The organism is Armatimonas sp., from assembly GCF_031410135.1.
Classification (GTDB): Bacteria; Armatimonadota; Armatimonadia; order Armatimonadales; family Armatimonadaceae; genus Armatimonas.
This window is the reverse complement of record NZ_JANNYP010000394.1, coordinates 1-1280: the sequence shown is the minus strand read 5'-3', so window position 1 is coordinate 1280 and position 1280 is coordinate 1. Positions and strand designations below refer to the sequence as shown.

Sequence of the window (1280 nt, the reverse complement as noted above, 5' to 3'; positions counted from 1 at the left end):
TGAATCGTGATCATGTTCGTCTTTGTTACCAATTTTCGCAACCCTGCGAGAATGTCGGCTTAACTAGCCACTCTCATTATACCGGAGCAGGTAGAATCCACAACATGACAGAGTTACCAGAGTTTAGTCATTTAGATTCAGAGGGTGCCGCAACCATGGTGGATGTCTCGCAAAAGACCGAGACACACCGAAGCGCGACCGCCACCGGCAGGGTCCGTATGGGCGAGAGCTTGCGCCAGCGCATTGCCGAGAGAGCGCTCCCCAAGGGTGATGTGCTCACGGTGGCAAAAATCGCGGGCATTCTGGCGGCCAAGAAGTGTGGCGAGCTGATCCCGCTCTGTCATCCCCTGCCTCTGACGGATATTCAAGTCAATCTAGCGCTCACGGAAACCGGCATTGAGATCACGGCGACAGCCTCCTGTGTCGGGCGAACAGGCGTCGAGATGGAGGCGCTGACCGCCGTGAGTGTCGCGGCGCTGACGGTCTACGACATGTGTAAGTCTGTTGATAAAGGAATGGTAATCGAGGGTGTGCGGCTCCTGAGTAAAACCGGGGGTAAGAGTGGAGCGTGGCATGCGCAGCTATGACGAAGCCCTGGAGCAGATTCTTGCCGCTGTCACGGGGCCATTAGAAACGGAGCTTGTCCCGCTAGAGCAAGCACGCGGACGGGCACTGGCCGAAGATATCATCGCCCGCTGCGACCTCCCCCCTTTTGACAACTCGATGGTGGATGGCTATGCGGTTCGCGCAGCCAGTGTCGGAGCGGCTTCTGAAGACACTCCTCTAGCACTTCCCGTCGGCATGGAGATCGCGGCAGGCTCCTGGCCCACGCGAGCGCTCCGGGCAGGCGAAGCCGCACGGATCTTCACGGGCGCTCCCCTCCCCGAAGGCTGCGATGCCTTGGTAATGGTAGAGGATACGGAGGAAGACGAAAGCGGCTGGGTGACGCTACGGGCTACGGGCTCAAGCCACTACATCCGCCGTCGGGGTTCCGATCTCGCGGTGGGAGAGCGAGCCCTGCCTGCCCATACCACGCTCACTCCCGGCGAGCTGGGGGTGCTGGCGGCGCTGAACGACAGCACGGTGCCTTGCTTTCGTCGGCCTCGCGTGGGGCTACTGAGTACCGGCGATGAGCTGGGTCCCGTGGGAGATCAGCCGCTCGCTCCGGGGCAGATTCGCAACTCCAATGGTCCTGCCCTGACCGCCGCGATTGAGGAAGCAGGGGGCATCGTTGTGGAGCATGTCCACGCCCGCGACACCATCGCCTCCGTGACGGAAGC

At 61.2% G+C, this 1280-nt stretch carries 2 protein-coding genes; both read left to right on the top strand.

The features are described from left to right. Positions 1-104: 104 nt before the first annotated feature. Positions 105-587, top strand: a complete 483-nt coding sequence (moaC, locus tag RMO15_RS14275) for a cyclic pyranopterin monophosphate synthase MoaC (protein WP_309713890.1) — start codon at positions 105-107, stop codon at positions 585-587. Continuing rightward, positions 574-1280 (top strand): molybdopterin molybdotransferase MoeA (locus tag RMO15_RS14270; RefSeq protein ID WP_309713887.1); only part of this gene is annotated, 707 nt, incomplete at its 3' end. The genes moaC and RMO15_RS14270, both read left to right, overlap by 14 nt.